Genomic DNA, 26512 nt, shown 5'->3' with positions numbered 1-26512 from the left:
TGCCCATTAACGTGACAAACGGAATTCTGCTTTTCCGTTCACTGTATATGGAGACAATGAAATCTGTTCATTATTAAGGCTTAATGACACAGCAGTTGCATCATCAAGACGAATTTGGAATGGTGATTGGCCATTGACAGTTAAAGCAGCCGACTGACGACCAGTCGCCAAAACTTTTCCTGTACTATCTACGATATGTACAGAAGTAGGATGACTGAAATTCAACACCATTTGATCACCTGAAGTTGCTGTAGCATTGTTTAAATTCAACACTTCTACTTCTGATTCTTGTGGTTTGCTATCTACATCAGTACTTTTACCCGATGTTATTTTTTGAATTCCAGCAATCACAGCCCAAATCACAGCAATCGCAACAATGGCAATTAAAATTCGCTTTAGCCACTTTTTATTACGATCACTGTTTGAGCCAGGCAGTTTCCCCATAATTTTGATTGGGGAATTGTTCAATGCATGATTTGGTAAAAGCCCTGTATCATTTTGATAAATTTCATCAAAACGCTGAATGACTACTGTTGCATCAACACCTAAAAACTTGGCATATGAACGATAATAACCTTTAATAAAGGTTGCTTCTGGCAAAGACTTATACTCATCTTGTTCCAATGCTTGTAAGGTTTTTACAGGCATTTTTAGTTCGTTTGCAACATCTTTAATGTCTAGGTTCTTGGAGACTCGAATTTGACGCAAGTACTCACCTGGACGTTGAACATTTCCTAAGCCATTAGATGCTACGTTTGAACCTGTAGGTTGCTGTGAATTAGGATTTACTTCCATACGGCCTCAGTACTGTACTGTAATTGCAGATAACGTTGATATTCTTTACTGTCCGGGAATAATGCACGTAGTTGGTTCACCAACACTTGCATTCCCATCTGATCATTATTGGCACGTGCAATACGTAAACCAATCCAAAGTGCTCTAGCACCTTGTTTGTCCTGACCTACTAAACGAACATATTGCTCATAGAGTTGACTTGCTTGTACACTTTTTTGTTGCAAATAGAAAATCTCTGATAACTCTACCAGAGAAATAATCGAATCGCGATTGACTTGTAAAGCTTGTTTGAATGCTTTTTCAGCATTTGCCACATCACCTACTTTTAAATAAACTCGACCTAGATTTTCTAAAGCCTTGTAACGTTGGTCATAACCAAGCGTAGTACCAGCTATACTCAACTGTTCTATCGCATCATTATAGCGCTCAGTAACAAATAAATATGTTCCATAATTATTACGAGCTTGTGCATTTTTTGAGTCACTGGAAATCGCACGCTTAAAATAGCCATCCGCTTTTTCCAGACTAATCTTACTTCCTTCTTGTTGCAGTAAGACACCCATCATCATATTTGCCGCTGAATCACGTGAATCAGTTTCTAAAGCTTGATCTAATGCACGTTTTGCAGCATCTAAATCACCTGTACGGATATATTCAGCAGCAAGCTGAGTACGTACTTTAACGGCTTTTTCAGGATCTTTTTTTATTATTGTGTCTGAATTTGTCGTTTGACAACCCTGTACGACCAATGCAGATAAACCAATTGCCAATATTACAACTGCTTTTTGATACATCGATTTTCTCAAAGTCAGCCCCTGCTTATTTGTTGATATAAATGTATGCCTACAAATCTTTAAGCTTATGAACGGATAATCTCACCACGTTCAGCAACTTTCTTTTTCCACTGCTCTGCACGACGGGTACGATCTGCCACTTGCCCGACCAACTGCCCACACGCCGCATCAATATCATCACCACGTGTCTGACGAATCGTACACACAAAACCTGCATCAGACAAAGTTTTTTGGAAAGAAATAATACGATTTCGACTTGAACGGCCATATGGCGCATGCGGAAACGCATTGAATGGAATTAAATTAATTTTACTTGGTAAGTTTTTCAGTAACTTAATCATTTGTTGTGCATGTTCAGGATGATCATTCACACCCTCCAACATTACATATTCAATGGTGACATGTTTACGAGAACTTTCATTACCATCTTTGGCAATATAGCGCTGACATGCAGCAATTAATTGTGCTAATGGATATTTTTTATTAATCGGCACCAATTCATTACGTAATTCATCATTTGGCGCATGTAAAGAAATCGCCAGAGCCACATCTATATCTTGTGCCAATTGGTCAATTTTGGGTACAACACCTGAGGTTGATAATGTAACTCGACGTTTAGACATTCCGTAAGCGAAATCATCTAACATGATATTCATTGAGCTCAATACAGCGTCATAATTGAGTAATGGCTCACCCATTCCCATCATCACCACATTGGTTACCGAGCGCTCACGTTCAGCAACAGGTACTTCTTCCATATAAGAATAGTTGGCCACCCATAACTGTCCAATGATCTCGTCAGGGGTTAAATCACGCTGAAAACCTTGTTTTCCAGTTGAACAAAATGAGCAATCTAAAGCACAGCCCACTTGTGATGAAATACACAGTGTTTTACGTAAACCTGTTTTATCTTCTGCCGGAATCAATACCGTTTCAACCAAAGAGCCCGCACCATCACCAACACGGAATACCCACTTACGGGTTCCATCTTTCGAATAGTTACGATGCACTACTTCCGGCGCTTTGATTTCACAAATTCTTTCTAGTTTTTCACGCAACTTTCCTGAAATATTGGTCATTTCAGCAAAATCAGTGATAAAAAATTGATGCATCCATTTCATTACCTGCCCAGCACGGAATTTTTTCTCGCCGATTTCTTCGAAGAATTTTTCCAATTGCGGACGTGACATGCCAAGTAAATTCACTTTCTGCACATTTGCAGTCTGAATACGATCAGCCTGTGCAGATTTTGATGATGCAGGCTGCTGTTCATCTAGATTTAACGATGAAGCGACAACTTCAGAATTCATGGGGATTACCTAAATCATGCCGTAGTAATAAAACATATTGACCAATATTTAGCCAAATAAAGCAACAAAAATAAAAAAACCAGACAAGTAGTATATCACCTATCTGGTTTCGGGTCTGTTATCAATTCATAAATCGGAGATTTATTCGTGTAGAAAAAAAGACCCTAGATACGTCGAATTAACGAGTACGTGGGCAAACTTCAGTTTGAGCGAAGAAGTAATTTACTTCACGGTCAGCAGATGCAACTGAGTCAGAACCATGCGCAGCATTTTCATCGATGCTTACAGCGAAATCTGCACGGATTGTACCAGGAGCAGCTTCTTTAGGGTTTGTAGCACCAAGAATTTCACGATGAGCAAGAACTGCGTTTTCACCTTCAAGAACAGATACTACAACAGGACCAGAAGTCATGAATGCAACAAGGTCACCAAAGAAACCACGTTCTTTATGCTCAGCATAGAAACCTTCAGCTTCTGCTTTAGAAAGGTGTTTCATTTTAGTCGCAACGATTTTAAGACCAGCTTTTTCGAAACGAGCAAAGATGTCACCAATGTGGTTTTTAGCAACTGCATCTGGTTTTACGATAGATAAAGTACGTTCAATAGCCATGAGTGGCTCCTTTAGTCAAATTGACACGAAAATTTGGGCGCATTATACCGAATAATGAACAATTTTCTGCTTTTAATCTGTAAAAAATTTGGATTTTTCGATGCGCTGTGACGTTTAGCATCATTCAGCAACATCTCAAGCCATTAATTCGCTTCATCAATCCATGCCATTTGAATGGCTTCTAGCAGACCTTCAGTCGATTTGGTTGGATCATCACTAAATTCTGGCAATGCACAAATCCATGCATGCATATCGGTAAAACGCACCCATTGTGGATCCACATCTGGATGCGCTTCACTGAGTTCAATTGCGATATCAATTGTATCTGTCCAACGTAAGCCCATATCAGGTCTTCCTTTGCTCAATTTAATTCTGCTACTGTATCAAATCTCAATTCATTCAGAAATAAATCATTCTAGACATTTACAAGATTCACCACGGATTCAAGCGTTTAATTTACAAGACGGATTGAATTGAGTCAGTTATTCAAAGTTAAAACCTTGATGATCAAAATCATCAGATTCTTTAAAAATAAAATTACAGACCAGCAGTAAGTAAACCATCATAACATCACTCCTAAATATGGTGCGCTTAACACAATCAAACTCGCGACACTTGCACCAATCAGTGCGCCAACAATGACATCGCTTGGATAATGCAGACCTAAAACCATCCGCGATAACGCCACAAGAATGGTAAAAGGCATCATAATGAACAACATCACTGGCTGAATATAACCAAACACAATTGTGACCATGACCGCATGTAACGTATGACCTGACGGAAAGCTAAAATGATCCAATGGTCGTTCACCCAGAATAATGACTTGATGAACTTGATAAGGTCGTGGTCGCACTGTTTTATGCTTTAAGAACTTATAAATTCCTGTTCCTAAAAGTCCCATAACAACGACATAAAGAAGTTGCAGACCATAGATCCAGCTTTTTTGTAGCCAAATCAGAACCAACATTGCGCACCAGAAAGGACCATCTCCCAAACGGCTCACAGTTTTAAAGAACGTCGCAATACTTTGGGTATGCGATAAATTATTGAGATATAAACAACCTCTAAGGTCGAGATCGAGCATTTTTATTTTGGTATTTTTAAAATTCATTTTCCACTCTCCTCTCATTATTTGAGATGAACTAGGTCAGTCGTTTTGCATACTGCGTTACCTGGTATAGTGCTTCTTCGAATTGTTGTACGGGATGTTGCCATCCGATGCTTTGCACATCATGCATCGCTTGTTGCCCGAAACGTTTGAGTGTGCTGTTATCTGGAATATCTAATACATGTTGAGTGAATTGCTTGATGTCTCCAATTGGACATAACCAGCCATTCTGTGCATGTCTGCCATGAAGTTGAGCACAGGCATAGTCATAAGCAATAATCGGTAAACCACTCGCCATCGCTTCGATAACGACATTCCCAAAGGTTTCTACTTGACTTGCAAAAACAAAAACATTTGCACTCGCATAGGCTTCAGCAAGTTGTGTGCCAGTTAGACTGCCCATAAAAATCACATGTTCAGCACCGGGCATTTTTTCTAAACGACCACGATCTGGACCATGCCCTACCAGCACCAACTTTACTTTTCGTTGTGCTTGTTGTCGCAGTTCAGAATAGGCATCAATTACCACATTGACTTCTTTTTCAGAAGACAAACGCCCAACATAGATCAAGACTGTGGTGTCTTCATCTGCACCCCACTGTTGTCTCAACTGTTCGGAGTAGCGTTGTGATGAAAACCGTTCAGTATCAATTCCTCGCCCGACCACAACCAATGGACAGGTCACACCAAACTCACGTAATGCTTGTTCTGTATCACGGCTTGGCACACAGGTCAGTTGCGTTGCGTTATGGAACCATCTCAAATAACTTTGAATTGGTTTGACCAAGAATGCTAAATCAAAGAAACGGCTAAATTCTTGGAATTGTGAATGAAAACCACTTGATACCGGAATTCGTCGTGTCTTTGCCGCATGCAGCGCAGTAAAGCCTAAAGGCCCTTCAGTCACGATATGCACCACATCAGGTGAAAATGCTGAAATCGCTTGAGAGACTTTTAGAAATTGGGGCCAGCCAAACTTCATGTCTGGATATTTCGGAATTGATTGCCCAGTCACCAAACACTCTTTATTTGGGCTAAAGTCTTGACATTGGGTCTTTTGTGCAGGGCGAATTAGTAATATTTTATGGCCTTGGTTTTGTAAGCCTTTACACAGTTGCATTAAAGACAAAGCAACACCATTGATTTCTGGTGGCCATGTTTCAGTCACGATTGCAATTTTTAGTCGAGGTCGGGATAAGTCACGAATAAGCTGGTCTTTATTCGTATCGATTTTTTTCTTGTTTGGATTAAAATAAAATTTAAAGTTATCGGGAAAATCTTGTTGTTTAAATTGCAAGGTGTTCGCGTACGGTTTATTCATACGATACCTAATCTCTTCATTTTTGAATAGATTAGGCTAAGTTTTTGACATTTTAATGATTATTTCGTGACGTTTCTTTTACAATATGACATGTACTCAGCTTACTCCTTAGAATATTACACACTTGAAAAGTAAAACTCATGAAAATTTATGTATATACAGCAATGCTTTCCAGCATTTTATTGACTACAAATTGCTTTGCAAAAGAAGACTGTTCGATCAGCACTTTACAACTTAAGCAAGAGTCTTCCATAACACAACACTTCTTTACAGGGACGTGCCATTATAGAAATCAAGAATTTTCCTTAGCCGCCACCCAATGGGCGAAAACAATTCAAATTAGACCCGTAAATGCAAAATTTAATCAGCTCCAAATTGACAGCATGAATAATCTAGGCTTTTTATTATTTTATGGATTTGGTGTAACCCAAAATCGTCAAAGAGCACTAACACTTTGGCATACAGCATCGGACTTAGGACAAACTGAATCTACTTTCCATCTATGCCATGCCTACGCTGAACCAGAAGATCGAGTTTATAATTATCAAAAAGCGCAACAATATTGCCCACAGGCCTTAAAGCACTATGCAACTAAAAAAGGAGGAGAATCAGAAAAACAAATGATTGTGAAATATATCCAGCAACTCAACAACGCGACAAAATTGAATTAAAAACTTAGTTCAAATATTTATTCAAATCCAATAACAAATATGGATTTCACTAAGCCTCGCTTTAAAACTTAGCCTTGTAAAATCTATCATTGTGCTTGTAACAACAAAATCAGTTTTGTATAGCAATACGATTTAACAAACCATTCTGAACTTGATAAAGCTGTCCATTACCAAAATCAATTTGTTGTTTTTCACCATGTAAACTTGGGAAACCAACAATTTTTTCCAGTTGCGGAGAACGTTGAAATTGCTGTGTTTTCGGATTGTACATCCAGTAAATATAGCGTTTATCATCAACTGTGCGACCTTGTGACAAGTCCGACACAATGACATCATAATAACCATCAAAATTAATATCCATATAGCCAATACTGTTTGGATAACCGCTAAAACCTGACAAGCTCTGTACCACTGTATTGTTAGTTTTATTTAATACATCAACACGTTTTAAGGTTTTTCCATAAGGACTATTAGCATCATCCTGACCATAAAATTTAAAGATAAAAACGGGTTTATTGGTGACTTTAAAAGCAGGCTCAAATTGTATCGACTGCCAAGCAGTATTTGGTTTCTTTAACAATGCTGCTTTAAACACGCCTGTATTTGCATTCAATAAACCAGTTAATTGATCACTACCATTTGCAGAAGAATCTGAATCAGCAGTGATCGACTTTAAATCCAACTGATCAGCTTTTTGTGTCCCTTTAAAATCTGTTGTTGTACCATCCATTAAATCGGTCAACACACCATGCGGATGAGCAACCCCCGCATAAAGGTTCATAAAGTATCGACCTTCACTCGACTTGAGCATACGTTGCATCGATACGCGTACGCCACTCAACGGTTTTAGCGCAGTGTTGGTCGAAGTGGACTGCGTTTCAGCAAAACTAAAGCATGAAATAGACAAAGTCGTCATTGCGATGAGAAGTTTAGATTTCATGCTTGAATACCACGTTTAACCATAATCAATAATGTGTAATTTATCACAAAAAATTTGGGAGAATTAGCACTATTTTATTAGTTTTTTTATTTTTCTAACCCTCTTATTCATTCGATAATCACTCCAAATTTTATAATTAAGCCAGCATAAAATGCTAAAACTTGCCAAAGATAATATAATACCCATGTACTTATCTACAACTTTTTCTTTATTATATACTCTCGGCTTCATTTTATAAAAACCTTCAACATTCTCTATTTCTTTCTTTGTATTTTTGTTTATTACTATTACCTTAGAGTCCTTCATATCCAAATCTAACAATTCATTTTTATCATTATAAAAATTATAAATATATCCTCCTCTCACTCCATCACAATACATAGCTATACCAACTCCCATATATACTAAAAGAAATATGTTCGAGATTATTGCGATTAAAATTTTTTTCTTACCTCTTTTCCCTTCAGAATTATTCGGTAAGTTATTTTTTTTATCTACTTTATAAAAATTATGAATTCTAGTTTTAATTTCAATTTCATCAAAAATTTTATCTTTTAAATCATCACCATCTTTAATCGAAATTAGTGCATCAAAATAAAACCCCTCTTCTTTTTTCCAAAGTCCTAAATCCAATAACAATTTATTACTTTCAAAAGTATACCCCACCTCCATATCTTCTGTTTTTGCACGAATATTAAAAGCATGCCATAGTCCATTATCAGGTAAAGATAATATTATTGGTTTTTCAAAATCCGTTTTATTAATATCATTATTGCCTGAGTTTATTAAAAAACCAGTTACTAAGATGAGATCGTTCGAAACATCATCATTTTTATAAAAAACAATTAGTTCTGATGATGCTTTACTTAAATTAGCCAACAGAGTAGAGCTTTCTGTAATTAATTGAATTTTTGTTCTAAAAATAGCTTTCCAAGCCAAAAAGATACTTATAACACCAAATATTATTGTTAAGGCTAAACTTATTAAATCCATAAAAAACCCTCGCTTACGCAAGGGTTTTATAACATAGAATCAGTTAACTAAGAAATTAGTTTTTCTCTTTATCTACGATTTTGTTAGCTTGAATCCAAGGCATCATCGCGCGTAATTTACCGCCAGTCACTTCAATACCGTGAGCTGCGTTTTGACGGCGACGAGCTGTCATAGATGGATAGTTCAATGCACCTTCTTGGATGAACATCTTCGCATATTCACCTGATTGGATACGTTTAAGTGCATTACGCATCGCTTCACGTGATTGCTCGTTGATAACTTCAACGCCAGTCACATATTCACCATATTCAGCATTGTTAGATACTGAATAGTTCATGTCTGCAATACCGCCTTCAAACATTAAATCAACGATTAATTTAAGTTCGTGCAAGCACTCGAAATAAGCCATTTCAGGTGCATAACCCGCTTCAACAAGCGTTTCATAACCCATTTTAACCAATTCAACAGCACCACCACAAAGTACTGCTTGCTCACCAAATAAGTCAGTTTCAGTTTCTTCACGGAATGAAGTTTCGATAATACCTGTACGACCACCACCTACACCTGAAGCGTAAGAAAGTGCAACGTTACGTGCATTACCAGAAGCATCTTGATGAATCGCGATTAAATCAGGTACACCTGAACCACGTTGGAATTCTGAACGTACAGTATGACCTGGTGCTTTAGGTGCAACCATGATCACGTCTAAATCTTTACGTGGCACAACTTGGTTATAAAGAACAGCGAAACCATGTGCAAATGCTAAAGTCGCACCTTCTTTGATGTTTGGTTCAATCACGTCACGATAAAGCTGTGATTGAAACTCATCTGGTGTCAAGATCATCACTAAATCAGCTTGAGCAACAGCAGCTGGAACTTCAGCAACTTTAAGGCCTGCATTTTCAGCTTTTTTCCAAGAAGTAGAACCAGCACGTAAACCAACAGTAACGTCTACACCTGAGTCTTGAAGGTTTTGCGCATGAGCATGACCTTGTGAACCATAACCAATGATCGCTACTTTTTTACCTTGGATGATAGATAAGTCGCAGTCTTTATCATAAAAAATTTGCATTGCTGTCTCCGCTAAAATGCTGTGTTTCCTCTTCCTATCCTGAAGATTATTGTTTTGAATCTTCTAGTCTAAGTCCCTCTCCTATTGCGAGGAGAGGTTATACATGAGGGAATAAAAAATCAAATAATTAATTACTGGTTGGGGTGCAACTAAAGTGAAAGAACTTTTTCACCACGAGCAATACCTGATACACCAGAACGAACAACTTCTAAAATTGTGTTTTCTGCAAGTGCATCAATAAAGCCATCAATTTTTTCAGTTGTACCCGCAATCTGAATGGTATAAGTCGTTGGTGTAACATCAACCACTTGAGCACGAAAGATATCCGCTGTGCGTTTAATTTCAGCACGTGCAGAACCCAAGGCTTTAACTTTAATCAGCATCAGCTCACGCTCAATGTGCGCGCCCTCTGATAAATCAACCACTTTAACCACTTCAACCAATTTATTCAGCTGTTTGGTGATTTGCTCAATTTTATGGTCATCACCATAAGTAGTTAATGTCAAACGTGACATGGTTGGATCTTCAGTTGGTGCGACATTTAAAGTTTCAATGTTATAACCACGTTGAGAGAACAACCCCACTAAACGAGAAAGCGCACCAGCTTCGTTTTCAACGAGTACAGAAATAATATGTCTCATTCAGTACGCTCCCCTTTAGACAACCACATATCTTGCATAGATTGACCTGCGATAAGCATTGGATATACATGCTCGGTACGATCAACCATCACGTTAATGAATACACATTTATCGTTAATCGCCATTGCTTCTCTAAGCTTAGATTCAAGCTCATCCGCATGGTCAATCTGGATACCTACATGACCGTAGGCTTCCATCAATTTTGGAAAATCTGGTAATGACTCAACATAAGAACTTGAATGACGTCCTTCATAGTTCATATCTTGCCATTGTTTCACCATACCCAAAGCACGGTTATTCAAGCAGAGAATTTTCACATTTAAGCCATATTGCTTACATGTAGAAAGTTCTTGGATACACATCTGAATCGATGCTTCACCAGTGATACACACCACTTGTTGATCTGGAAATGCAAGTTTCGCAGCCATGGCATAAGGTAAACCCACACCCATTGTGCCTAGACCACCTGAGTTGATCCATTGACGTGGACGTTTGTATTTGTAATACATCGCACCAAACATTTGATGCTGACCAACATCAGAAGTAATGATCGCTTCACCATTGGTTACTTTGTCTAATACTTCAACCACTTGTTGTGGTTTCATCACGCCATTTTCACCTGGCGCATAACGCAAACCATGTACTTTGCGCCATTCATTGATTTGTGACCACCATGCCGAGATTTCTTCAGGGTTTGGTTTAGAAACATTCATTTGTTTCAATTGAACCAACATCTCTTGAAGTACTGGCTCTACCGCACCCACGATTGGGATATGCGCCATAATGGTTTTTGAAATCGTCGCTGGGTCGATATCAATATGAATCACTTTTGCGTTGGTACAAAACTTCGCTGGATTATTGGTTACACGGTCATCAAAACGCGCACCGATCGCCAAGATAACATCAGCATTATGCATACTCATATTGGCTTCATATGTACCATGCATACCCAACATACCCAAGAATTGCTCATCATCGCCAGGGAATGCACCCAAACCCATCAGCGTATTGGTCACTGGGTAATTCAACAAATGCGCCAATTCAGTCAGTAATGCAGAAGCATTGCCCTGAACAACACCACCACCCGTATAAATCACAGGGCGTTTGGCATTAATAAGCTCATCAATAGCTTTACGAATTTGACCAGAATGACCTCGGTGAGGTGGCTGATAAGAGCGCATCTTCACTTTTTCAGGATATTCATAAGCAAATTTGTCGACAGGATTAGTAACATCCTTCGGAATATCAACCACAACAGGACCCGGACGACCTGAAGCAGCAATATAAAATGCTTTTTTAATAACGGCAGGAATTTCACTTGCATGACGCACTTGGAAACTATGTTTTACAATCGGACGAGAAATACCGACCATATCTGTTTCTTGGAATGCATCTTCACCAATAAGATGGCTGGCAACCTGTCCAGACAAAATCACCATTGGGATTGAGTCCATATAAGCTGTAGCGATTGGTGTTACAGTGTTGGTTGCGCCAGGTCCAGAAGTGACCAGTACTACACCTGTTTTACCAGTCACACGTGAGTAAGCATCTGCCATATGACCAGCAGCTTGCTCATGACGTACGAGGTAATGATTGATTTTATCTTGTTTAAATAGCGCATCATAAATATGTAATACTGCGCCGCCTGGATATCCAAAAACATGTTCAACGCCTTCGTCCGCCAATGCACGAACGAGCATTTCACCACCAGATAAAAGTTCCAACGTATTCACCCTAATCTTTATTCCACAGCGCTATGGGAGACACAGACTGTGTTTCATTCATTGATTGTGCGCTCTGTTATAGCACACATATTTACTAGTTTTTGCAGCAATAAAAAAATAAATCGTCACGCAGCTGTTTGAGCTGTATGAATCACTGAAATATGTTGGGATAAACATGCTTCGGTAGAGTCATTTTCTCGGCTTAGAGAAAATGTTATTGCTTGCTTTGATATTTTTACTCGAAGGGTGATCGAAAAAAACATCTGAAACTAAAGCAAGCATTTTTGTAGTTTTAGCGAACAAAGTCAAGGTTTCTATCAGGCTTTTTATTGTTTATTTACCAAGCGTTTATTTTTAAAACTATTCCTTTTTTTTGGTTGTCTTATAAATAAAATTTTCAAAGACTTATAAACCAATAAAATTGCAAAAGAATTATTTAAAATTTTATTTTTCTGTATAAAATAAATACGATTTCTAAAATACCCAGATCAAGCGAAAACAATCCGATGTATATTAGATAGCAGAATGATTTTTCGTTTTTATCTGAATAAAAAATGACTCAAAGGTTTTATAAAATGAAACAACGTCAACGCTTTGCACACACAGCTTTTGTATCGACAATTTTTGTCTTATTCTCTGTGATTGGGGTCAGCGCCAGTCATGCAAAACAGTATTATAAATGGGTAGACAGCAAAGGCTCTACCCATTACACCACCACACCGCCGCCGAAGAATGCGCGTAGTCAAAGCAAGGTGAATACTTATGGCTATCACGGAGATTCGACACCCACCAACCCAACGCCAACAACTCAGCCGCATACACCCCAAAATCAGCCACAAAATGGGCAACCACAAGGTACACAACCTGTAACTCCTGCACCAGTGGTTAACCCACCGAATATACAACAGCCCAATGTCGCACCACAAAATGGGCAAAATACACCTATTAGTGTTGCCCCAGTCAATAATTAAATTAAAAGTAAAATCACAAGTTTTTCAGATTTAAAAGCGCGCAAAATTCACTTTTTGATGGATTTTGCGCTATGCTGTGTGCACAGTTTTTTAACCATTATTCTCAAATACATTTATGACTACTCATATTGACCCTGAATATCAAGCAAATGCGATTGAGCCTCAAGTCCAAAAAGACTGGGAAGATCGCAAATCGTTTAAAGTTGCCGACACTGTAGAAGGTCCACGTCGTTATATCCTCTCGATGTTCCCTTACCCAAGCGGCAAACTGCATATGGGTCATGTGCGTAATTATACTATTGGTGATGTGATCAGCCGTTTTCACCGTCTCAAAGGTGAAACTGTGCTACAACCGATGGGTTGGGATGCTTTCGGCTTACCTGCTGAAAATGCAGCGATTGCCCATCAAGTTGCGCCAGCAAAGTGGACCTTTGAAAACATTGCATATATGCGCGATCAATTGAAGAAACTTGGTCTATCTGTCGACTGGGATCGCGAATTTGCCACCTGTACACCAGAGTATTACCACTGGGAACAATGGTTATTTGTACAGCTCTATAAAAAAGGCTTGATTTATCGCAAGCTGTCTACAGTAAACTGGGATCCTGTAGACCAAACTGTTCTTGCAAATGAACAAGTTGAAAATGGACGTGGTTGGCGTTCAGGTGCATTGGTAGAAAAACGTGATATTCCAATGTATTACTTCCGTATTACCGATTATGCACAAGAATTATTAGACGATTTAGATACATTAAAAGACGGTTGGCCACAACAAGTTTTAACCATGCAACGCAATTGGATTGGTCGTTCAACGGGTATGGACATAACCTTCCCGTCGGCAAATCCTGAAGTTTATGCAGATGGTTTAACGGTTTATACCACACGTGCCGATACCTTGATGGGGGTAACATATGTTGCGGTTGCAGCTGAACACCCTCTAGCGCTCAAAGCTGCTGCGATTCAATCTGAGGCAGGCAAGCCAGAACTTGCTGCCTTTATTGAAGAATGCCGTATGGGTTCTGTTGCAGAAGCGGATCTTGCGACTGCTGAGAAAAAAGGCATGGCAACAGGTTTATCAGTTAAACACCCTGTTACAGGTCAAGATATCCCTGTTTGGATCGCAAACTATGTATTGATGTCATATGGTTCAGGCGCGGTAATGGCCGTTCCTGCACATGATGAACGTGATTTTGAGTTTGCCAATAAATTCAACTTACCAATCAAACAAGTCATTGATGCTAAAGGCTCAGATGATGCCGAATATTCTGCCTCTGAATGGCAAGAATGGTACGGTTCTAAAGAAGGTAAATTGGTCAATTCAGCTGAATTTGACGGCTTAGACTTCCAAGCTGCTTTTGATGCATTTTTGAGCAAATTAGAACCACAAGGTCTTGCCAGCGCTAAAGTTCAATTCCGTTTACGTGACTGGGGTGTTTCTCGTCAACGTTACTGGGGTTGTCCAATTCCGATGATCAACTGTGACAAGTGTGGTCAAGTTACTGTTCCAGAAGATCAACTGCCTGTTGTTCTTCCAACAGATGTGGTTCCAGATGGTTCAGGCAACCCTTTAAATAAAATGCCTGAATTCTATCAAACAAAATGCCCAAGCTGTGGTGGTGATGCACGTCGTGAAACCGATACTTTGGATACCTTTGTAGAATCATCTTGGTATTATGCGCGTTATGCTTCTCCTGATTTCACAGGTGGTTTAGTTAAACCTGAAGCTGCAAAATCTTGGTTGCCTGTAAACCAATATATTGGTGGTGTAGAGCATGCCATCCTACATTTACTTTATGCTCGTTTCTTCCATAAACTTATGCGTGATGAGGGTGTGGTACAAGGCAATGAACCATTTACCAACTTACTGACTCAAGGTATGGTTTTAGCGGATACCTTCTATCGTGAAGCGGAAAGTGGCAAAAAAACTTGGTTTAATCCTGCGGATATTGAGTTAGAAAAAGACGAGAAAGGTCGTGTACTTTCTGCTAAATATTCAGGTGATGGTCAAGACGTTGTGGTTGGTGGCCAAGAGAAAATGTCGAAATCGAAAAATAACGGTATCGACCCACAAGCGATTATTGACCAATACGGCGCAGATACTGCACGTGTATTTATGATGTTTGCTGCACCACCAGATCAATCTTTAGAATGGTCTGATGCGGGTGTCGAAGGTGCAAACCGTTTCTTAAAACGTGTATGGCGTTTAGTTGCAGGCTTCCTTGAAAAAGGCAACCATGCAACAGCAATTGATGCTTCGACACTTTCCACTGAAGCACAAGACCTACGTCGTAAAACTCATGAAACGATTCAAAAAGTGGGTGATGACATCGAACGTCGTCATGCGTTCAATACTGCGATTGCAGCTTTGATGGAACTACTCAATGCCAGCAATAAGTTTGAAGCAAAAGATGACAACGATGTTGCTGTAGCACGTGAAGCGATTACCACTTTATTAACTTTACTTGCACCATTTGCACCACACTTAAGTCAGACCTTATTGACTGAGTTCGATATCGATTTAACTTCGGTACTGTTCCCTACGGTTGATGAGTCTGCATTAACACGTAATACACAAACGATCGTAGTTCAAGTCAATGGTAAGCTTCGTGGCAAGTTAGAAGTCTCTGTCGATGCATCGAAAGATGAATTATTGGCATTGGCTAAAGCATTACCTGAGGTTCAACAATTCTTAACGGGTCCAACCAAGAAAGAAATTGTGGTTCCAAATAAACTTGTGAATTTGGTGGTTTAATTTCCTGCTTAAATCCCCTCTCCTTCTAGGAGTGGGTTAGGGAGAGGTCATTCCCCTCATCCTAACCTTCTCCCTAAGGGAGAAGGGACTTTAGTAGAATAAACAAAACCCAAACAAAGCCCGTTGTCATTCAACGGGCTTTGATTCTAAAATGGCGTGAATTTATAAAGATTAAATATTCCATATCCAATGGAATTTCATGAGGACAAAGCATGCATTTAGTTCAACGTGTTGCTGCAGTTGTATTAACTTTGGGTCTAAGTGCGGGCTTAGTAGGTTGTGGCTTTCATTTAAAGGGCACCAATGCCCAAGCAACACCTTTGGTTTACACCAAATTACAACTAGTATTGCCTGCAAATACTGAAGATCTTGAGAAGAAACTCAGTGTTTATTTAACTGCAACAGGTGTCCAACTGAGTAATTCAAGTGACGCTTATATATTACGAGTATTAGACTACAAGCCTGTTCGTCATGAGTTAAATGGTAAATTGGTGGAAACACTACTCCGTCTAAGTGTTACTTTCCAGATTGAAGATAAACAAGGGAATCCGATTACTGAACCTCGGACCTTAAATGCATCTCGTAGTTATCAATATGATGTTGCAACGGTCAACACAGATGATCAACAATATAAATATCTCAGCCAAATTTTGATTGATGACATTGCACAACAAATGTCGCGTCAAATTGCAGCCAATCGCTTACCTAAAGCACGTACTCTTTCGACCCAACCTGTAGCGCAATAACTCTATGAAACTTGACTATTTACAAGCCCTTAAACGTGTTGATGAAGCGCGAGGTGTCTGGGTTTTACATGGTCAAGAACCACTTTTAGAACAAAACCTACTGGATGCTTTAAGAAAAAGCTGGGCAAAACATGAAGTAGAAAGACAACGCTATGATCTCAATAGCGTTTCCGACTGGAAAAATGTCTTTAATGCTTTGAATAGCTTATCTTTATTTTCTCAAAATCTTGCACTTGAAGTCCATGGCAATATCAAACCTGATGCCAATGGACTCAAACAACTTAAACACTATATTCAGCATAATGAACACAACCTACTTGTGATCATTATGCCTAAACAAGACTCGAGCAACCTAAAGTCAAGCTTCTTTCAAACAGTTGAGGCCAATGGTGTTGTGGTTGCTTTAACCGCTAATTACCCACAAGACCGCCAACGAATATTGTCAATCGAAGCAGATCAACTTGGTGTCCAGTTAAATCAAGATGCCTGGATTTGGCTTGAACAGCACCATGAACACAATCTATTGGCTGCAAAAAATAGTCTGATGCGTGTTGCAGATACCTTCCCTGATCAAAAGCAGATTGAAATTGAACATTTACAAGAATGTCTACAGGATCAATCACGCTATAGTACATTTGATTTAAGTGATGCGTTGATTGCTGGAAACTTGGCGCTGTCAATTAAAATTTTCCAATATCTTGTGGAGTCAGGCGAACCCAACAGTTTAATTTTATGGACAATTAGTAAAGAAATGCGTCTTTTGATGCAGTTGTATGAACAACCACAAAATGCCTTACAGCTCGGTATTTGGAAAACCAAGATTTCTTTGTATCAACAAGCACTTAGACGCTTAAATCCACATTCATTTTTAACTTGGCCACAACTGTTATTGCGTGTAGATGCTGCAATCAAAGGACTCAGCAAAGAAAGTCCAGAACATATCATTCAACAATGTATTGCTGAACTATGTGGAAAAACTTTATTTATCAATGCTTAGGCAAATATTATACAGAATAATTCTCATTTCGATTTATTTTAAAAAATTCACGCTTTATCCTTATTTCCTCATTATAATTTGATCAATTTTTCTCTCAGCCCAAATTATCGCTATGCCAAAAATAAAACCAGCCAAAGCCATTCTTATAGCGGTCTGTCTTGCCATCATTGCAGCGATCGCATGGTACGTGTTAAAGCCTAAAAATACACAACCTCAGTATATCACCTCAGAAGTTACACGTGGTGATATTGAAGATGCGGTTCTTGCAACAGGTGATTTAGAAGCAACCAAGATGGTGAGCGTTGGTGCCCAGGTTTCAGGTCAAGTCAAAAAAATGTACGTCAAGCTGGGTGATCAAGTTAAACAAGGTCAATTAATTGCACAAATTGATTCAGTGCGTCAAAGCAATGACTTAAAAACGGCTGAAGCAAATATTAAAAATCAACAGGCCCAACTGACAACCAAACAAGCGACTTTAGCCAAAGCTGAGGCAGAATATAACCGCCAAAAAAATATGTATGCACAAGATGCAACGTCTAAAGCAGATTATGACAGTGCCTTAGCGGCATTTAAAACAGCACAAGCTGATATTGCTTCGATGGATGCACAAATTGAACAATCCAAACTTACACTTGCAACATCACAAGAAAACTTAGGTTATACCCGTATTGTTGCACCTATGGATGGCACAGTGGTAGCCATTGTGACCGAGGAAGGTCAAACGGTAAACGCCAACCAAAGTGCACCGACGATTGTGAAACTTGCAAAATTGGACACCATGACCATCAAAGCACAAGTGTCTGAAGCAGATGTCATGAAAGTTCAAGAAGGTCAAAAAGTTTATTTCACCACACTGGGGGATAGTGAGAAAAAACGCTATGCAACACTGCGTCAAGTAGAGCCAGCACCAGAATCAATTAACACTGAAACATCAAGCAATTCATCTTCATCATCAACAAGTACAGCAATTTATTATAATGCCCTATTCGATGTGCCAAACGATGACGGTAAACTCCGAATTGATATGACCGCACAGGTGTATATCATTCTTGCTGAAGCCAAAAATGCACTGACTGTTCCTGCTGCGGCATTACAGTCTTCAAACCGTCCACAACGTGCCAATAAATCCGCAAAAGGTGCATCTGGTGCAAATTCAACTCGTTCAGCATCTGCGCCTCAAGGTCAAGCAAATAAAAATGGACAAAATACAGCTGATCGCCCAGAACGCCTTGAACTCACAGCAGATGAAAAGACTTTGATTGAAGAAGGTAAAGCTTCGGTTTCGATTGTTCGCGTTTTACAGGCGGATGGTAGTGCTCAACGTAAACAAGTTTTAATTGGTTTAAATAACCGTGTAACCGCCCAAGTACTACGTGGTCTCAATGAAGGTGATCAAGTTGTACTAGCAGATGGTTCAGATACATCTAATGACTCTGCAAAACGAAGCAATAAAAACAGTGGCCCAATGAGACTCTAAGCATGGATCAGAACAATCATCAGATCAAACCTCTACTTGAGGTCAGTAATCTGATTCGTGAGTTCCCTGCGGGTGAATCCACTATTCAGATTTTAAAGAGTATTAACCTTAAAATTTACCCTGGTGAACTGGTTGCTATTGTTGGGCAATCTGGTTCGGGTAAATCGACATTGATGAATATCTTGGGCTGTCTGGATCAACCCACATCAGGTAGTTATCAAGTCAATGGTCGTGAAACAGGTCAACTTGAACCTGACGAACTTGCGCAATTACGCCGTGAATATTTTGGCTTTATTTTCCAGCGCTATCACTTATTGGGTGATTTAAATGCCGCAGGAAACGTTGAAGTCCCAGCGATTTATGCTGGTATGGACCCGAGTGTGCGTCAAAAGCGTTCACATGAAATCTTGACTGACTTAGGACTCGGTGAAAAAACTGAAAACCGTCCAAATCAGCTTTCGGGTGGACAACAACAGCGTGTTTCAATTGCCCGTGCATTGATGAATGGTGGTGATGTCATCCTTGCGGATGAACCAACTGGTGCACTAGACAAGCACAGTGGTGTTGAGGTTATGCGTATTTTGCGTGAACTCAATGCCAAAGGTCATACTATTATTCTGGTTACCCATGATATGAATGTGGCAAAAAATGCGACACGTATCATTGAAATCAGTGATGGTAACATCATCGCGGATAAGCCAAATGTTCCCGAACATGATGATGAGATTGATGTTGTTGCTGATCCGGAACCTAAATCGAATCGTAAAAAATCATCCAAATGGCGCTCTGCATTAGATCGTTTTGCAGAAGCCTTCCGTATGGCTTTGCTGGCAATGAATGCCCACCGTATGCGTACCTTTTTAACCATGCTGGGTATTATTATCGGGATTGCATCTGTGGTTTCGGTGGTGGCTTTAGGCAATGGCTCACAAAAGCAGATTCTTGATAACATCAGCAGTTTAGGCACCAATACCATTACCGTCTTTCAAGGACGTGGCTTTGGTGATAACTCGAAAACAGCACAGTTTAAAACCTTGGTTCCAGCAGATGCTGAAGCACTCTCAGAGCAACCTTATGTCGAAGCAGTCAGCCCAACAGTCAATAGTAGCGTAACAGCGCGTTTTAAAGACACCGAAGCTTCTGCAACCGTCAATGGTGTCAGTGCTGATTTCTTCTATGTGCGTGGTATGACCTTTAAATCTGGGCAAGCTTTTGATAAAAACAGTATCACTGGGCGAGCGCAGGATGTGGTGATTGATGCCAATACTGAAAAGACTTTCTTTGCAGATGGCACCAATCCAGTAGGCCAAGTGCTGTTATTGGGTAGTGTTCCGAGTCGAATCATTGGTGTGATTGATGCACAGCAAGGCTTTATGGGCAACTCAGACAGTCTCAATGTTTATCTGCCTTATTCAACTGTCATGAGCCGAATGTTAGGACAATCCAATGTCCGTAGCATCATCGTGCGTATTAAAGATGAATATCCAACTGCGGTTGCTGAAAATGCCATTTTAAGCTTGTTGGAACAACGTCATGGCGCACAGGATGTCTTTACTCAAAACTCTGACAGTATTCGTCAAACCATTGAACAGACCACTCAAACCATGACTTTATTGGTTTCAGCCATTGCGGTGATTTCCTTGGTTGTCGGTGGTATTGGGGTAATGAACATCATGTTGGTGTCGGTGACCGAGCGTACCCAAGAAATCGGTGTGCGTATGGCTGTAGGTGCTCGGCAAAGTGACATTCTGCAACAGTTCCTGATCGAAGCTGTTTTGGTGTGTATTTTGGGCGGTATCTTAGGGGTTCTGCTCTCTTTAGGCATTGGACAGTTAATTGGACATATTGCCAAAGGCAGTTTTCAAATGGCGTATTCAAGCACCTCTATCATTGCGGCATTTGTATGTTCAACCTTGATTGGTGTGGTATTTGGATTTATCCCAGCTCGCAATGCAGCACAGCTCAATCCTGTTGATGCACTTTCGCGTGAATAACCGAAGAATAAGGAAATTATTAATGCAAATGAATTTAAGCAAACTTGCAAGCGCCTTGATTCTTGGGAGTTCATTGGTCGGTTGTGCGGCTGTGGTTAAAACCCCATACGAGGCCCCTGCTGTGCAAATTCCAAATGGTTTTGTTTATGACAATGCAAAATCTAAACACGTTCAGGCAGATTTATATGCAGATCAGTGGTGGACCTTATTTGGTGATGCTCAGTTAAATCAACTGGTCAATCAAGTAATTCAACGTAATGCTGATTTGGCTGTTGCAGGGATTAACTTACAAACAGCCCGTTTAAGAGCTGGCTTAGCGCGAGACCAACAAGGTCCTCGTGTTAATTCTGGAGTATCTACGGGCCATAGCTTTGACCTTCATTCAGGTGATGATGCTGCCAAAGGTCTATCTCTCAGTGCTGGTGTCAGTTATGAAGTGGATTTGTTTGGAAAATTAGCACGTCAAACTGAAGCATCGAAGTGGGAATCTTTAGCCACTGAACAAGACTTACAAGCGACTGGGCAGACCTTAATTGCCACAACCGCAAATTTATATTGGCAATTGGGTTATTTAAATGAACGCTATAGCTCTGCCCAACAAAGCCTAGCTGCTACTCAAAAAACCTTTGAATTGGTGCGTACTCAATATCGTGCTGGCGCTGTTTCAGGACTAGATTTGACCCAAGCTGAGCAATCGGTACAAAGCCAAAAAGCCAGTTTAAGCCAAATTGAACAGCAACGTGTTGAAACACGTACCGCTTTGGCCGTGTTATTACAAATACCTGTGCAACAGTTAAATATTCAAGAACCACAGCAATTACCGCAGATCAGTCTACCCAATATCTCAGCGGGTTTACCGGCAGATATTTTGTCGCGCCGTCCTGATTTAAAAGCAGCCGAATTGCGTTTACGTGAATCTTTGGCGACCAAAGATGCCACCAAAGCCAGCTATTATCCTTCAATCAGTTTGACGGGGAATTTAGGTTCAACCAGCACATCATTGACAAATTTATTGAAAAATCCTGCACTGACTTTAGGCGCAAGCTTAAGCCTGCCGTTTTTACAATATAATGATATGCAAAAGAATTTAAAGATCAGTGAACTGGACTATGGAAAAGCCATTGTTCAATATCGCAATACCTTGTACCAAGCTTTTGCAGATACTGAAAATGCATTGTCGAATCGTACTGAGCTAGATAAACAAGTCGCCTTTCAACAAAAGAACTTGGAACTTGCGGAAAAAACAGAACGTTTGACCAATGTACGCTATCGTAATGGTGCAATTGCTTTAAAAAATGTTTTGGATGCTCAAGAAACCACGCGTAGTGCTCGTTTGTCTTTAGTCCAAGCCAAGCAAAGCCAATACAATGCTTATGTCACTTTGATGCAAGCTTTGGGTGGCAGTCCGATTAAGCAATTACCTTAAGAATGTGTTGAGATAAGAAAGCCCTGAGGGGCTTTTTTATTTGATTATTTTTCCAAATGTATCAAGTTGGTATGTTGTCGAAGCATCAACAACATAGGGGTCTGTAGCATCAACCTGACATTCATTTTCCACATTCTGAGGCCATTTTGGTTGTTTATCCGCACGAATAAATTTGTTCCGAGTATTCCCTAAAATTTTGATCATTGCTCGTGAGTAGAATGATCGAATTTCACTTTGATAATCTAAAGCAACGATTTCCTTACTGGTTTCTAAAGACTCAGGGGGTACTTCGATATTTAGACAATAACTTAACTTTTCAGCGGGTAGGCGATGAATTACACCTGCTACCTTTTTATTAAAATAAAGTTTCTCAGGTCCATTATTCATATATTCTTTGATAAATTCCTATATCTCCAGTGTCTCTTGTTTTTTATTCTTACTGAGTGCAAAGGCAAAGGTATAAACTACCAAATCTTTGTTATCCTTGATAAACCCTTTGACTTCCCAAAAAGTACCCTCATATCCACCAAGTCGACTATTTAAAATAAAGTCAATTTTATTCCAATCACCTATGAATATTTGGCCACTTACATCATAAACATAGACTTTTTGATTTATTCTGTTGAATCGGATTGGATAATAGTTATAGCCTAATTTTTCATACTTTTTAAAATTTTGATAACTTTTATAAAAAACATAAAGAATAAAAGAAAATATGCATTGGAGAAAAAATGACAATAAAGCTCAAAAATTCATGATCATATTTGATCAAATTTACATAAAAAGTAAAAATCCATAACGATAATATAATTGGTGCGCCTATTAGTAAAACACCGAGCAAATTAAAATAAGAATTCCCCTTCAAGAAAAAGCTATTATTCACACATTCCATATAGGTAGAATTCATTTTTATAAAATTATAGCTATGAGAAATATTTGATTTATAAGTGGCTCTTTTGGAAAGAATGTTGTCCTTTTCTTTTGGGGTTAGATGTCTATCATTCTTATAAACTGGGTATTATAAAGCACCACTTAACATATCTAAACTATTAATATAATTAAAGATAAAAATTAATTTTAATCTTTTTATTTATCTTTCACACTAAAGAAACCAAATTTTAAATTGTCTTTCGCTGTCACTATATATGGATCATTTTCATCTACGGAATTATCTTTTTTAAGCTGTTCACTCCAATAAAATGGTTTTGAAAAAAGAACTGTGATTCGTCGTCCAAAGAACCGAATAAATTCAGGTATGGCAAAAATAAGCGCATAGAGTGGTGTCTGAAAATGATTGATAAACACGGTTTGCCAACTTTGCTTAGAGGATTCTTTTTTCTCTTGAATATCATAACAATATGTTAATTTACTTTTATAATCTTGCTCAGGATCATCTATCCCTTTTCTGTAGTACAGTGGTTCAGGCCCCTGTTCTACATAAGTTTTTATAAATAGTAAAAAGCCTTCTATATAGTCTTTATGAATATTGGGTGTACCCAACGGTATATCATGTTTTATCACTTCACCATCAAGTATATAGGCATGTAACTCATATAGCGGTAGCCCCACTACACCTTGTGATTGAACGATATCAAAATAAAGATCACTTAATTTTAATTGCAGGATTTCATTACTTTTACTGAAAGTTATTTCTTTGTTCTTCCTATTTAGAATTATAGAGTTGTATAGAGGTTTAAGGAGTTCACTCCTTATCAATGGCTGAAGCATCGTTAGAAGAATATATAAACTTGCAATAAAAATAGATATGGCTCCAAACCACATAATATAATCTATTTCACCATAATCAAAAAAAATCAAATATATAAAGAAAATACTCATTACAAGTACGGGGATACCCATTAATAAAGAATAAATAAATGACTTTCCAATCCAAATATACTCTTTATTAATAAATTCTATAAATGTCGAATTCATCTGAATAACAGAAAAGTTATGATTGATCACACGTTTGAGTTCAAAAGTATCGAGTTTAAAGAGTTGATACTTCTTTACACTTTCTCCAACTTTTGTACGAGGAACGAAATACCATGGATTTTTCATTTATCTTTCATCTCAAACATACTAAATTCAAAGTTGTCTTTAAAACTGATCTCCTCTGGACGTTGTTGCTCCATTTTATTTTTATAGATAACCTCTTTATGCCATACAGGTAGAGGCTTTATATTGAGCAATATTCGTCTTGCAATAAAATTACCAAGATCAAAAGGGAAGGAAAATAACGCAGGAACCCAGTTATCATGATAAATGATTCGAAATGACTTCCATGTATCCCGATAACTTTCTTTTGTACCAATGACCTGTTGGCAAAATGTTAATTGCGTAAACGGATCTATTGTTCCATACATAGGATTAGGCTTTGGATAAAGTTCTGCTGGCCCTTTATGCATAAAATGACATATAAATGACCATAATCCTTGGGTATTATCCCAACCAATCATTGGAAAGCCAATGACAAAAGTATGTTTTAACAGACCATCTTCAACAATATGTGCTCTCAGTTCTCTTAAGGTAAATCCTGAAAGCCCAAAGCTTGTACCCATTACATAAACAACATCTTTCCAATCTCGCTCGATATACTCAGCATCAGTTAAATAAAAAAATACTTTGCCTGTTTTTCGGTTAAATAAAATCGGTTTACAAATAGGTTTTTTATGATCATGCTTAAAGTATGGTATAAGAGTAGAAATTAATGGAACTAGCCATATCAAAAATATTATAAACATTATTAAAAATGAGATGCCAAGATTTTTATCCCCACCTATATTAAAAATAAAATATATAAAATGAAGTGAAATTAAAAATACAGGAAACAACATTATTAAAATACTGACTCCCTTCCCTAACCTTGCATAAGATTGATCTATAAGCTCTATATAATCATCATTCATTCTTAAAAAAGACCAGTTATGATTACGTTTAAACTCATCATGAGGATTTAACAGTACATCACCTTTATCTAATTTTGAAAAAGGTATGTTTTCTTTAAACACATCATAACCAAACACATGTTTTTTAATTTTATTTTTCATCATGTAACCATTTTACTGATGCTTCCAAATATCAAGCTATCAAAAAATATAATTTTCTTTTTAATTCCAAAAAATCAAAGCGCTTGCGCGCTTTATCATTTATCTTTCATCTCAAACATACTAAATTCAAAGTTGTCTTTAAAGCTGATCTCCTCTGGACGTTGTTGTTCCATTTTATTTTTAAGGATAACCTCTTTATGCCATACAGGTAGAGGCTTTATATTAAGCAATATTCGTCTTGCAATAAAATTACCAAGATCAAAAGGAAAAGAAAATAAAGCAGGAACCCAATTATCATGATAAATAATTCGAAATGATTTCCACGTATCCCGATAACTTTCTTTTGCACCAATGACCTGTTGGCAAAATGTTAATTGCGTAAACGGATCTATTGTTCCATACATCGGATTAGGCTTTGGATACAATTCTTCTGGCCCTTTATGCATAAAATGACATATAAATGACCATAAGCCTTGGGTACGGAATATACCCATCATCGGGAAGCCAATGACAAAAGTATGTTTTAACAGACCACCTTCAACAATATGCGCTCTAAGCTCTCTTAAAGGTGCACCTGAAAGACCAAAGCTATTCCCCATCACATAAACCACATCTTTCCAATCTCGCTCGATATACTCAGCATCAGTTAAATAAAAAAATACTTTGCCTGTTTTTCGGTTAAACAAGATCGGTTTACATATTGGCTTTTTATAATCATATTTAAAGAAAGGATTCAAAAATGCGTATAGTGGTAAAAAGAAGGTAATCAATGCAGAAATAACGACAAATATTGAAAAATAAATAGACTCGTTAGGACCTCCACCAAGTGTAAAATACAAATATAGGATATGAAATATTAATAACAATACAGGAAAACATAAAACTAAAAGACTGATTCCTTTCCCTAACCTTGCATAAGATTGGTCAATAAGCTCAATATAGTCATCATTCATGCTTAAAAAAGACCAGTTATGATTGCGTTTAAATTCATCATAAGGCGTTAAAAGTACATCATTTTCCTCTAATTTTGAAAAAGGTATATTTTCCTTAAATACATCATAACCAAACACATGTTTTTTAATTTTACTTTTCATTATGTAACCATTTTACTGATGCT

At 38.3% G+C, this 26512-nt stretch carries 24 protein-coding genes; 8 read left to right on the top strand and 16 right to left on the bottom strand.

Features of this window, described 5'->3' with window-relative positions:
* Nucleotides 1-6: 6 nt before the first annotated feature.
* From ACG9ZL_RS01665 to ACG9ZL_RS01635, 7 genes are all read right to left on the bottom strand, one after another.
* On the bottom strand, nucleotides 7-795 hold the full coding sequence (locus ACG9ZL_RS01665) for a helix-turn-helix domain-containing protein (RefSeq protein WP_419358835.1): 789 nt from the start codon (nucleotides 793-795) through the stop codon (nucleotides 7-9).
* Nucleotides 786-1589: a type IV pilus biogenesis/stability protein PilW gene (gene pilW, locus ACG9ZL_RS01660; protein WP_336953555.1), complete on the bottom strand. Its 804-nt coding sequence runs from the start codon at nucleotides 1587-1589 to the stop codon at nucleotides 786-788. Before pilW ends, ACG9ZL_RS01665 begins: the two co-directional genes overlap by 10 nt.
* Before the next feature lie 65 nt (nucleotides 1590-1654).
* Entirely contained in the window at nucleotides 1655-2899 is a 1245-nt protein-coding gene (rlmN, locus tag ACG9ZL_RS01655; RefSeq protein ID WP_419358834.1) for a dual-specificity RNA methyltransferase RlmN, read from the bottom strand.
* Between the two features lie 178 nt (nucleotides 2900-3077).
* Entirely contained in the window at nucleotides 3078-3509 is a 432-nt protein-coding gene (gene ndk, locus ACG9ZL_RS01650; protein ID WP_004725878.1) for a nucleoside-diphosphate kinase, read from the bottom strand.
* A 143-nt stretch (nucleotides 3510-3652) separates the two neighbouring features.
* Nucleotides 3653-3853 carry a Fe-S cluster assembly protein IscX gene (iscX, locus tag ACG9ZL_RS01645; RefSeq protein ID WP_004725877.1) on the bottom strand — a complete coding sequence of 67 codons (201 nt, stop codon included), beginning with the start codon at nucleotides 3851-3853 and terminating at the stop codon, nucleotides 3653-3655.
* 218 nt (nucleotides 3854-4071) lie between these two features.
* Nucleotides 4072-4623, bottom strand: a complete 552-nt coding sequence (locus ACG9ZL_RS01640; RefSeq protein WP_004725875.1) for a phosphatase PAP2 family protein — start codon at nucleotides 4621-4623, stop codon at nucleotides 4072-4074.
* A 31-nt stretch (nucleotides 4624-4654) separates the two neighbouring features.
* A complete protein-coding gene (locus ACG9ZL_RS01635) occupies nucleotides 4655-5941 on the bottom strand; it encodes a glycosyltransferase family 4 protein (protein ID WP_336953553.1) in 1287 nt (428 codons plus the stop codon).
* A 140-nt stretch (nucleotides 5942-6081) separates the two neighbouring features.
* Between ACG9ZL_RS01635 and ACG9ZL_RS01630 the strand changes: the two genes are divergently transcribed.
* Nucleotides 6082-6612 (top strand): SEL1-like repeat protein, encoded by a 531-nt coding sequence (locus tag ACG9ZL_RS01630; RefSeq protein WP_336953552.1) that lies wholly within the window; start codon nucleotides 6082-6084, stop codon nucleotides 6610-6612.
* A gap of 109 nt (nucleotides 6613-6721) precedes the next feature.
* Here the strand turns inward: ACG9ZL_RS01630 and ACG9ZL_RS01625 are convergent, their stop codons facing one another.
* From ACG9ZL_RS01625 to ACG9ZL_RS01605, 5 genes are all read right to left on the bottom strand, one after another.
* On the bottom strand, nucleotides 6722-7552 hold the full coding sequence (locus ACG9ZL_RS01625) for an XAC2610-related protein (protein WP_419358832.1): 831 nt from the start codon (nucleotides 7550-7552) through the stop codon (nucleotides 6722-6724).
* A gap of 69 nt (nucleotides 7553-7621) precedes the next feature.
* Nucleotides 7622-8545: a hypothetical protein gene (locus ACG9ZL_RS01620; protein ID WP_336953550.1), complete on the bottom strand. Its 924-nt coding sequence runs from the start codon at nucleotides 8543-8545 to the stop codon at nucleotides 7622-7624.
* A 55-nt stretch (nucleotides 8546-8600) separates the two neighbouring features.
* Nucleotides 8601-9617 carry a ketol-acid reductoisomerase gene (ilvC, locus tag ACG9ZL_RS01615; protein ID WP_004725869.1) on the bottom strand — a complete coding sequence of 339 codons (1017 nt, stop codon included), beginning with the start codon at nucleotides 9615-9617 and terminating at the stop codon, nucleotides 8601-8603.
* 149 nt (nucleotides 9618-9766) lie between these two features.
* On the bottom strand, nucleotides 9767-10258 hold the full coding sequence (gene ilvN, locus ACG9ZL_RS01610; RefSeq protein WP_004725868.1) for an acetolactate synthase small subunit: 492 nt from the start codon (nucleotides 10256-10258) through the stop codon (nucleotides 9767-9769).
* Nucleotides 10255-11982 (bottom strand): acetolactate synthase 3 large subunit, encoded by a 1728-nt coding sequence (locus tag ACG9ZL_RS01605; RefSeq protein ID WP_336953549.1) that lies wholly within the window; start codon nucleotides 11980-11982, stop codon nucleotides 10255-10257. Before ACG9ZL_RS01605 ends, ilvN begins: the two co-directional genes overlap by 4 nt.
* Before the next feature lie 575 nt (nucleotides 11983-12557).
* Here ACG9ZL_RS01605 and ACG9ZL_RS01600 point away from each other — a divergent pair.
* From ACG9ZL_RS01600 to ACG9ZL_RS01570, 7 genes are all read left to right on the top strand, one after another.
* Complete coding sequence (locus ACG9ZL_RS01600; protein ID WP_336953548.1) at nucleotides 12558-12953, top strand: DUF4124 domain-containing protein; 396 nt, start codon at nucleotides 12558-12560, stop codon at nucleotides 12951-12953.
* A gap of 115 nt (nucleotides 12954-13068) precedes the next feature.
* Entirely contained in the window at nucleotides 13069-15705 is a 2637-nt protein-coding gene (gene leuS, locus ACG9ZL_RS01595) for a leucine--tRNA ligase (protein WP_419327671.1), read from the top strand.
* A 212-nt stretch (nucleotides 15706-15917) separates the two neighbouring features.
* Nucleotides 15918-16451 (top strand): LPS-assembly lipoprotein LptE, encoded by a 534-nt coding sequence (locus tag ACG9ZL_RS01590; protein ID WP_336953546.1) that lies wholly within the window; start codon nucleotides 15918-15920, stop codon nucleotides 16449-16451.
* A 4-nt stretch (nucleotides 16452-16455) separates the two neighbouring features.
* The gene (gene holA / locus ACG9ZL_RS01585) at nucleotides 16456-17448 is read left to right on the top strand and encodes a DNA polymerase III subunit delta (RefSeq protein ID WP_336953545.1); all 993 of its coding nucleotides are present in this window, start codon (nucleotides 16456-16458) and stop codon (nucleotides 17446-17448) included.
* Nucleotides 17449-17560: 112 nt separating this feature from the next.
* Complete coding sequence (locus tag ACG9ZL_RS01580; protein WP_336953544.1) at nucleotides 17561-18925, top strand: MacA family efflux pump subunit; 1365 nt, start codon at nucleotides 17561-17563, stop codon at nucleotides 18923-18925.
* Nucleotides 18926-18927: 2 nt separating this feature from the next.
* A complete protein-coding gene (locus ACG9ZL_RS01575; RefSeq protein WP_419358829.1) occupies nucleotides 18928-20919 on the top strand; it encodes a MacB family efflux pump subunit in 1992 nt (663 codons plus the stop codon).
* A 22-nt stretch (nucleotides 20920-20941) separates the two neighbouring features.
* Nucleotides 20942-22345: an efflux transporter outer membrane subunit gene (locus tag ACG9ZL_RS01570; protein ID WP_419358828.1), complete on the top strand. Its 1404-nt coding sequence runs from the start codon at nucleotides 20942-20944 to the stop codon at nucleotides 22343-22345.
* 36 nt (nucleotides 22346-22381) lie between these two features.
* On the opposite strand, the gene ACG9ZL_RS01565 is transcribed toward ACG9ZL_RS01570, so the two are convergent.
* From ACG9ZL_RS01565 to ACG9ZL_RS01550, 4 genes are all read right to left on the bottom strand, one after another.
* A complete protein-coding gene (locus ACG9ZL_RS01565) occupies nucleotides 22382-22732 on the bottom strand; it encodes a hypothetical protein (RefSeq protein ID WP_419358826.1) in 351 nt (116 codons plus the stop codon).
* A gap of 699 nt (nucleotides 22733-23431) precedes the next feature.
* Nucleotides 23432-24406 carry a hypothetical protein gene (locus tag ACG9ZL_RS01560; protein ID WP_419358824.1) on the bottom strand — a complete coding sequence of 325 codons (975 nt, stop codon included), beginning with the start codon at nucleotides 24404-24406 and terminating at the stop codon, nucleotides 23432-23434.
* The gene (locus ACG9ZL_RS01555) at nucleotides 24403-25395 is read right to left on the bottom strand and encodes a DUF6708 domain-containing protein (protein ID WP_419358822.1); all 993 of its coding nucleotides are present in this window, start codon (nucleotides 25393-25395) and stop codon (nucleotides 24403-24405) included. The genes ACG9ZL_RS01560 and ACG9ZL_RS01555 overlap by 4 nt, the downstream gene beginning before the upstream one ends.
* Nucleotides 25396-25490: 95 nt before the next feature.
* Nucleotides 25491-26489, bottom strand: a complete 999-nt coding sequence (locus tag ACG9ZL_RS01550) for a DUF6708 domain-containing protein (protein ID WP_419358821.1) — start codon at nucleotides 26487-26489, stop codon at nucleotides 25491-25493.
* Nucleotides 26490-26512 lie beyond the last annotated feature (23 nt).

The organism is Acinetobacter legionensis, from assembly GCF_048551735.1.
Taxonomy (GTDB): Bacteria; Pseudomonadota; Gammaproteobacteria; order Pseudomonadales; family Moraxellaceae; genus Acinetobacter.
This window is presented reverse-complemented; position numbering and strand designations above follow the sequence as displayed.